Annotated in this window: 8 protein-coding genes; 5 read left to right on the top strand and 3 right to left on the bottom strand. The window is 48.1% G+C overall.

From position 1 onward, the window contains the following. The first annotated feature begins 34 nt into the window (after positions 1–34). The 5 genes from pilV (at position 35) to JKY90_07955 (ending at position 5,293) form a co-directional block, all read left to right on the top strand. Positions 35–532 carry a type IV pilus modification protein PilV gene (gene pilV / locus JKY90_07935; protein MBL4852191.1) on the top strand — a complete coding sequence of 166 codons (498 nt, stop codon included), beginning with the start codon at positions 35–37 and terminating at the stop codon, positions 530–532. Positions 533–535: 3 nt separating this feature from the next. After that, positions 536–1,558 carry a PilW family protein gene (locus tag JKY90_07940; GenBank protein MBL4852192.1) on the top strand — a complete coding sequence of 341 codons (1,023 nt, stop codon included), beginning with the start codon at positions 536–538 and terminating at the stop codon, positions 1,556–1,558. Between the two features lie 20 nt (positions 1,559–1,578). Continuing rightward, the gene (locus tag JKY90_07945) at positions 1,579–2,091 is read left to right on the top strand and encodes a hypothetical protein (protein ID MBL4852193.1); all 513 of its coding nucleotides are present in this window, start codon (positions 1,579–1,581) and stop codon (positions 2,089–2,091) included. Positions 2,092–2,097: 6 nt separating this feature from the next. Further along, entirely contained in the window at positions 2,098–4,629 is a 2,532-nt protein-coding gene (locus JKY90_07950; GenBank protein ID MBL4852194.1) for a hypothetical protein, read from the top strand. A gap of 229 nt (positions 4,630–4,858) precedes the next feature. Then, entirely contained in the window at positions 4,859–5,293 is a 435-nt protein-coding gene (locus JKY90_07955) for a prepilin-type N-terminal cleavage/methylation domain-containing protein (protein MBL4852195.1), read from the top strand. Positions 5,294–5,477: 184 nt separating this feature from the next. On the opposite strand, the gene ispH is transcribed toward JKY90_07955, so the two are convergent. From ispH to JKY90_07970, 3 genes are all read right to left on the bottom strand, one after another. Next, a complete protein-coding gene (gene ispH / locus JKY90_07960) occupies positions 5,478–6,431 on the bottom strand; it encodes a 4-hydroxy-3-methylbut-2-enyl diphosphate reductase (GenBank protein MBL4852196.1) in 954 nt (317 codons plus the stop codon). A gap of 9 nt (positions 6,432–6,440) precedes the next feature. Further along, a complete protein-coding gene (locus JKY90_07965; GenBank protein ID MBL4852197.1) occupies positions 6,441–6,941 on the bottom strand; it encodes a lipoprotein signal peptidase in 501 nt (166 codons plus the stop codon). A 290-nt stretch (positions 6,942–7,231) separates the two neighbouring features. After that, the coding region (locus JKY90_07970) for a class I tRNA ligase family protein (protein ID MBL4852198.1) at positions 7,232–8,409 on the bottom strand (1,178 nt) is incomplete at its 5' end.

Consider the following 8,409-nt stretch of genomic DNA (forward strand, 5'->3'; position numbering starts at 1 on the left):
CAGTAACGAGGGCGCAGATTGCGCTTAACTCCGCATGAGTGACCCCATGAATAGAAAGCGTAAAAAACAAAATTCTGGCTTCACGCTATTAGAAGTGCTCATTGCGCTACTGATTTTATCGGTCGGGCTATTAGGACTTGCCAGCCTGCAAACCCGCGGCCTCGCCATGGGGCACAATGCCTATTTACGCAGTCAAGCGGTTTTACTGACACGCGATATGGCCGAACGTATTCGGGTTAATAGTAACTATGTGCTAGCGACCGAAGCGTCCAGTACAACCGTATACACCATCGATTATAACCAAACCCCAACCAACACCGATTGTAGTGCGGCAAGCTGCACCCCAGTGCAATTGGCGCAATATGACATTGACCAGTGGCTGACCAGCCTCGGCAATATACTCCCTGCGGGTGATGGGCAAATCAGCAAAAACGGTGTTGACTACGTCATCACTGTGCGCTGGGACTCTGAGCGTAACGGTGTCGCCGCAGATCTAAAAATGTATTCTCTAAACCTTAACTTAAGATCCTGAATCATGTTATCTCAGCGTCGCAGAATTAATCAAAGATTCCCTGGCAAAGGCTTTAGCCTGGTCGAGCTCATGGTGGCAATCACCATCAGTCTCGTCTTATTGGCCGGGCTAATCCAAATCTTTATTAGCTCAAAACTCAGCTACAGCATCCAGGACAGCATTGCCCGTATGCAGGAAAATGGCCGCTATGCCGTAGAATTACTGAGTAAGGATTTGCGTTTGGCAGGCTATATGGGCGGCAATGCGGATGTCATAACCATTACGGGCACTCAACCAGTAAGTAATAACTGTGTTGGTAGTGCAGATGCAGCCTGGGGTGCAATGATTGAACAAAGTGTGTTCGGCCTGAATGATGCGCTGGCCGACCCTACCGCCAACTATACCGGCTGCATCACGGCTGCCGGAACCAACCCACAATCAAACGATTATTTATCTGGTGATGTGCTTATTATTCGATACGCACGGCCAACTCAACTTGTAAAAACAGATAAAGTAAGTAACAGCGGATACTACTTAAATAGTTCACCAATGCAAGGTGAGATAGCGCCGCTCATTGAAAACAACGATATTGATTTTGATAGCATCGATGGCATTAATGGCATCCCAAAAACCTATAACAAACTTGAATCATATGCATATTACATTGGACACCAGCAAGCCGATTGTAATGGCAATGAAACGGCAGTCCCCACACTTTCGCGGTTGTCTATCTCTGCAAGCGATAGTGGCACCACACCACAACGCCAGGAAATCATTCGCGGCATTGAGAATTTGCAAGTGCGATATGGCGAAGACAGTAATAACGATGGCTCCCCTGACCAATATCACAATGCCGATGCTGTCACCGACTGGAACATGGTTAAAGCCGTGCGACTTTGGTTTTTAGTTCGTGACGAATGCCCGAGTGGTAGCTATCAAAATGATAACGACTACGAGATGGCCGGCAATACGTTTACCTTCAACGATAATTTCCGCCGCCACCTCTACACCACTACGGTTATGTTGCGCAATAATGAGGCGATCTAGTGAACAATGTAATAAATGTGATGAATAAAGGCGCTCTTAAACAACAAGGTGCCGCACTCATAGTCAGCCTTCTCATTCTTGCTGTTATGACATTAATAGGTGTTACAGCAATGAGCCAATCTGGCCTTGAAACGCTAATGGCAGGTAACTTTCAGACTCAAACCAGCTCGATGTCGCAAGCAGAAAATCAGCTCAACCAGGCAGAACAATCGCTAGCAGATATTGCAACAACCGCCTTTATCTATAATGAATACGATGAAGACAACCCAGTTGATCCAGTTGAGGTGCTCATCGACGATGCAGCTGCCAGCGGTGACGGCGATTTCATGGATAGCTATATCGAGTATTTAGGGCCAAGAGTCATCACTGGCGAGTCAATAACCATTGGCCGTGAAACACCACGCGCCGGTGCCGAAATTTACTTGTTCCGCAATACCGCTCTACACAGCAATAACGACAATGGTGCGCGCCGCATAGTGCAGTCTATTTACGCCACTGAGCAGGCTCCTGACCCCAGCGCAGACCCTGGTTAAACCGCCATGATGATGATAAAAAAAGACACAGGAAAGCAAATGCAACACAAAGCACTAACTATATGCTTGACCGTAGCAGGTATTACACTAGGTATTAACGTCTATGCCGCTGAACGGTTTGATCCGGCAAACGAGCCGCAAGTGTGGCTAGCGCCTATTGCGCTGTCCAATAATGATCTAAGGCCGGTTCCGGAGTTACGCCCCGAAGGTGGCGCCCAGGGCTTTCGTCCCTGGTTTGAAAATGGCGCCTGGCAGGGCGATCTCATCGAGCTTGATATTAGCGCTACTGGCCAAACCACATCGACAGTTAATCTTGTCCCAACCGTTCCTACCACCACAGACGACGGTAATTGGTCAGCACGCATACAGTTTAATCGCGCAGCTGAGGATGCAGACGAAGATAATGATCATGCGAGCACACGAAACATTATTATTGGTAATGGTTCTGGTGATGCCACACCGTTTCGTATTGATTCACTGAGTCTAGACCAGCAAAGCGACATATTAAGTAACTCACAAACCACGAATATTGAGCAGGTTATTAACTTTATTCGTGGCGATCGCAGCAATGAAATACAAAATGGTGGCGCATTACGCCAAAGACTGAATGTGCTGGGTGACATCATTCACTCGCCACCACAATATGTTGCAGCGCCTGATCAAGACTTTACTTTCGATAGCTACCCTGATTTTGTAAACGCAAACCTGAACCGTGCACCACGCGTTTACGTCGGCGCCAACGATGGCATGCTGCACGCATTTGATGCGCTGACTGGCGATGAAGTCTTTGCTTATATTCCGTCCATGGTCACTGCCAACCTTGGCGCTTTGACGCGCCAACCTTATATTCATACTTACTTTGTCGATGGCCAATTAGCCACGGGTGATGTGTTCTTTGATGGTACATGGCATACCGTACTCGTTGGTGGTTTAGGCGCAGGCGGCAAAGGGTTTTTTGCTTTGGATATTACCGATGCAAACGCCTCTAACGTCTCTCCCGAAACCGCCGCATTAAATGATCGCTTACTGTGGGAGGTCGATGCCAGCGATGATGACATCGGCTTTAGCTACAGCCGACCCACCATTGCCCGCTTAAACGATGATCGTTGGTATGCCGTCGTCGGCAACGGCTATAACAGTGAGTCTGGCAATGCGAAGTTGCTCATCATTGATATTGAAACTGGCACTGTGCGCGAGGTGACAGCGGACGATAACAACGGCAATACAGGCCCCAATGGACTGTCAAGCCCTTCTCTTATTGATATTGACGGCAACAATACAGCAGATGTTGCCTATGCTGGTGATATAGACGGCAACCTATGGAAATTTGATCTCAGTGGTGGCAGTCCAGAAGATTGGCGCGTCGCCTTCAACGGACAGCCTCTACTCGAGCTGGGGGACGGCCAACCCATCATCATCGCACCCGACGTTGTGCCCAACGTAGCCATCAGTGGTCACTTCGTTTATGTCGGCACCGGCCGTGCTTTTACCGATGCTGACCTCACCAACAATGACACGCAAAGTCTCTATGGCGTTATCGATAACGGGCAACCGGGTGTCATCGATAACGGGCCAGCACCTGGCAATACTCAGGTCGTTGACCAAACCTTAAGACCAAATAGCTTTAATACGCCATCACAATTTGTTAGAACAACAACAACCACACCTGTAAACCAGTTTGGCGATGAACCAAACCGCGCATGGCGTGTTGATTACCCTGCTGGAGAACGCTTTTTAACGGAAATACAAACCCGCGCAAGCCGGGTACAGGGGCTCACTTTCAACCCAATAACTAGCCCACGCGAGAACTGGCTAACACAACCTGCTTTCAATACTGGTGGCGCACCAAGGACTACCATCCTTGATCTCAATGGTGATGGTAGCCTGACGACAAGTGACCATGTCGATGGCGATGATGATGGCAGCGTCACCGCGGCACAAGAAGATATTCCCATGGGTTTATTACTCGGCCAGGGAATTCGATCACGTCCCACTATTGCGGTTATCAGCCGCGAAGTTGATACCGCACTGATCAATGGCTTATTTGTTTCTGCTATCCAATGCCCAGAACGGTTTCAAGACATTTGCCTTGGTCGCTTTAGTGACCTTGATAATGTTGAAGCTGAGTTTGATGCATTACAACGTGAAATAACTGCCCTCGATGCTATTATCAATCGACTAGGAGACGAACTCAGCGTACTAGAAGCTGACAGAACCGCTTTAGACGCAGCGCTGGCTCAACTTATTGCTGATGGTGCAGATGCCGACGCCATTCTCAACGCCGAACAAAACTTGGCAGACAATCAACAAAAGATTACTGACAACGAGTCAGCAACAACAACAAACCAGGAAGCATTAAGCGAACTAAGGGAACAAGAACAACGTGCTATCGACTTTCGCAATACGCTGGAAGATGACACTCGACTGCGCGAAACTGGCGGCATTCGTGACATTGACAACGTGGCAGTGGCGGGCATACGTAGCCTTGGGCCTAACTTTGCGTTAGGCCGTCATTCCTGGGTAGAGTTGGAACCTTAACTAAGGAACCTCTGATCAATTCATGGAACACAATCTTGCGACTGAAATATCCCAGCTCTTCGTCACCTAAGCGCCTACTGTTGGTGCGAATCTTATCAATAGCCCCACTATTGACAAGATTCGCGCCTAAGTCTGAAATATTTCAGTCAGCAATCTCGTTGTACCCCAGGGCACCTTCTTTGCCTTCGGCATTCACCTTGTCCCAGAATTAATTAGAGGTTCCCTAAGCATGCGCAAAAATAATAAAAATGGCTTCACACTTATTGAAGTGTTGATTGTCGTCGCCATTGTGGGAATTTTAGCGGCCATCGCCTACCCCAGCTATGTTGAACAAGTCAACAAAGTACGCCGAACGGATGCACAGGCCACGCTGGTAGAACTTGCTGCGAGATTGCAAGAATATTATGTCGACCAACCGCCGCCAACGTATGTCGGTGCAAGTCTTACTGGTGACAACGCGATATTCCCTAATGAGGCGCCATTAGACGGGGCAACTAAACACTATGATTTGAGTATTACTGCGCAAGACGCCCGTACATTTACTATTCAGGCTGAGCCTAAGACCGCAAGCCCAATGGCAGGCGACTTTACTTATGGACTTGACGCCCGTGGCGCAAAGCAACATTTCAAAGGCAGTGGCACACCTGTTGATGGCTGGCCTTAGGAGCCTGTCCGAGAATAGAGAACCTACTGCGGAAAAGCCATTTTGGCCAAATTCTCCGATTAAATTCATTAAATATGCTCAATATTTGCCCAACGGATATGCCCTTGGGGTACGCCTCATTTAACCGAAAAACCTGACTCAAAATGACTTTCCCTCGCTACGGTTCCTATTCTCGGACAGGCTCCTAGGATATTTCAACCCGCACTGATTGCAACACTTTCGGCAGTGAAAAATGAATCGTTTCTTTGCGGCCATGCTGATCTTCAACAGACTCACCGCCCCACTCTTGTAGGCGCGCAATAACATTTTGCACCAATATTTCCGGTGCCGAAGCACCCGCCGTAATGCCCACCACTTGCTTGCCTGTTAGCCATTCTTTTTTAACGTCTTCATGACCGTCAATCAAATATGCTTCAACACCACTGAGACTAGCCATTTCTTTAAGTCGGTTAGAATTAGAACTGTTTTTTGAACCCACCACCAAAACAAGATCGCTTTCTTGCGCCAGGTTTTTAACCGAGTCCTGGCGATTTTGTGTGGCATAACAAATATCATCCTTACGTGGGCCAAGAATATTTGGGAAACGCTCGCGTAATGCGTCGATAATATCCGCCGTATCGTCTACCGATAATGTTGTTTGCGTGACGAATGCCAGTGTATCGGGGTTTTTTACTGAAAGGTTTTTAACATCGTCTAGCGTCTCAACCAGATACATGCCACCAGCATCAATGCGCCGATACTGACCCATCGTGCCGACAACTTCAGGGTGGCCCTCATGGCCGATCAAAACACACTCACGCCCTTCTTTCTCGTATCTGGCAACTTCCACATGCACCTTGGTCACCAAGGGACATATCGCGTCGAACACACGTAAGTCACGCCGCTTGGCTTCTTCACGAACTGCCGTCGCCACACCATGCGCGCTAAAAATAACTGTGGCATCATCTGGCACTTCATCTAATTCTTCAACGAACACAGCGCCTTTGCCGCGTAAGCCTTCAACCACATAACGATTATGAACAACTTCGTGGCGCACGTAGATAGGTGCGCCATACAAGGCTAATACTCGCTCAACAATATCAATGGCACGATCAACACCGGCACAAAAACCACGTGGGTTAGCAAGAATAATTTTCATCGTATTGTTTTAATCGTCATTATTATGTTTTTCAGCGCCTTCATGCTTACCAAAGAACGTATCCCAAAGCAGTAATATAGCGCCTAGCGTTATCGCCGAGTCTGCAACGTTAAAAGCAGGCCAATGCCATGTCTGATAATAGACATCAACAAAATCGACAACATAGCCCAATTGAATACGATCAATCACATTGCCTACTGCACCACCAAGCACAAAACCCAGGGCAACTGCCAGTAAGCGCTCACTGTGATGCAGACGCCACAACCAAACCAAGAGCACAACACTAATAACAATTGCCAAGCCCGACAACAACCAACGTCCAACATCGCCTGACTCATCAAACATACTGAAAGCCATGCCCGAGTTATAAACCAGCGTCATATTAAGACCCGCAAATAGTGCCTCAGGCTGATGCAATACTAAGGCATTTAATGCCCATATTTTAGTGAATTGGTCGATAGAAATAACGACTATTGCTATCGTCACGCCCAACTTAAAAAGAGATTTCATAGGGGGGCATTCTCAATCAATAAGGCCGCCCTGCTGAGCCTGTTTTTTTGTCCAGCAAGGCAGAGTGAGCGCGGTGTAGTGGTGCTACACAAGCGAGCAACTACGTGCCCTAGGGGTATAACGCCGCTGGACAGAAAAACAGGCTCAGCCCTTCGGGTTGTCCCTGACAAAACGCCAGGCTGTGTTGTTCGTCGTTCATTTGCAATAAGCAAATCTCTCTCCTCACGCCTTGCTTGGCGTTTTGTCAGGGACAACAGGGTGGCCTTATTGATTGAGAACGCCCCCCATTACTAGAAAAAACGGCGTTGCTCACCGTCCCCCTCTATATTGTCGATACAACGCCCACACAATGTTGGATGCTGATCATTGTCACCAATACCTGCACACCGATGCCAGCAACGTTCGCATTTTTCGTTGGTCGATGATGAGGCGTCAATCTTAATTAAAGAGTCGCCAACCGATACTTCAGGCGCATCTTGGCACGCTTCGTTTTCATTTAAAACCTTAGCCTCTGAGGTGATAAAAGCAAAACGCAATTCGTCACCCACTGCCTGCAACGAATCGAACACATGACCATTACAAAACACCGTGACATCAGCATCTAACGCGGAGCCAATATCGCCTGACACGCGCAGCGCCTCCAAATGTCCATCAATCTTGGTGCGCACTGCAAAAATATCCTGCCACTGCGCCTCGGAAATTGCCGGCGTTGTCGTTGCTTTAGGCAATTCATACCAAGTTTCAGCAAAAATAGTGTTTGTACGTTTGCCAGGGAGAAATTGCCAAATCTCATCCGCAGTAAAACTCAAGATCGGTGACAACCAACGTGATAATGCTTCGACAATATGAAACATCGCTGTCTGCGCTGAGCGGCGCGCATGACTATCAGCCTGCATGGTGTACTGACGGTCCTTACTAATATCAAGATAAAGGCTGCCTAATTCATTGGCGCAGAAATTATGAACACACTGGTAAATATGGCGAAAGTCAAACTTCTCGTAGGCATCAATCACCTCACCCTGTAGCGACTGGGCTGTCTCGACAGCCCAGCGATCCAGAGCAATCATATCGTCGATGGCAACGCTATGTTGCGCAGGGTCAAAATCGTTAAGGTTCGACAATAAATAACGCGCCGTATTACGCATACGACGATAAGCATCGGCCGTGCGTTTTAAAATTTCATCTGACACCGTCATTTCACTACTGTAATCGGTCGCTGACACCCAAAGCCGCAGGACATCAGCACCCAGCTGGTTCATGACTTTTTGCGGTGCAATGACATTACCTTTGGATTTTGACATCTTCATGCCCTTGGCATCGACGGTAAAACCATGCGTTAACACGGCTTTATAGGGCGCACCATAACAAGCATCCGCGCCCGCATCTGCATGCACCGCAACTGAACTTAACAAAGACGATTGAAACCAGCCGCGATGTTGGTCTGAACCTTCCAAGTACAAATCAGCAG

The organism is Gammaproteobacteria bacterium (assembly GCA_016765075.1).
Classification (GTDB): domain Bacteria; phylum Pseudomonadota; class Gammaproteobacteria.

Coding starts and splice junctions, on each gene's coding strand:
- pilV (MBL4852191.1), top strand. CDS start 35: ATGAGTGACCCCATGAATAGAAAGCGTAAAAAACAAAATTCTGGCTTC.
- JKY90_07940 (MBL4852192.1), top strand. CDS start 536: ATGTTATCTCAGCGTCGCAGAATTAATCAAAGATTCCCTGGCAAAGGC.
- JKY90_07945 (MBL4852193.1), top strand. CDS start 1,579: ATGAATAAAGGCGCTCTTAAACAACAAGGTGCCGCACTCATAGTCAGC.
- JKY90_07950 (MBL4852194.1), top strand. CDS start 2,098: ATGATGATGATAAAAAAAGACACAGGAAAGCAAATGCAACACAAAGCA.
- JKY90_07955 (MBL4852195.1), top strand. CDS start 4,859: ATGCGCAAAAATAATAAAAATGGCTTCACACTTATTGAAGTGTTGATT.
- ispH (MBL4852196.1), bottom strand. CDS start 6,431: ATGAAAATTATTCTTGCTAACCCACGTGGTTTTTGTGCCGGTGTTGAT.
- JKY90_07965 (MBL4852197.1), bottom strand. CDS start 6,941: ATGAAATCTCTTTTTAAGTTGGGCGTGACGATAGCAATAGTCGTTATT.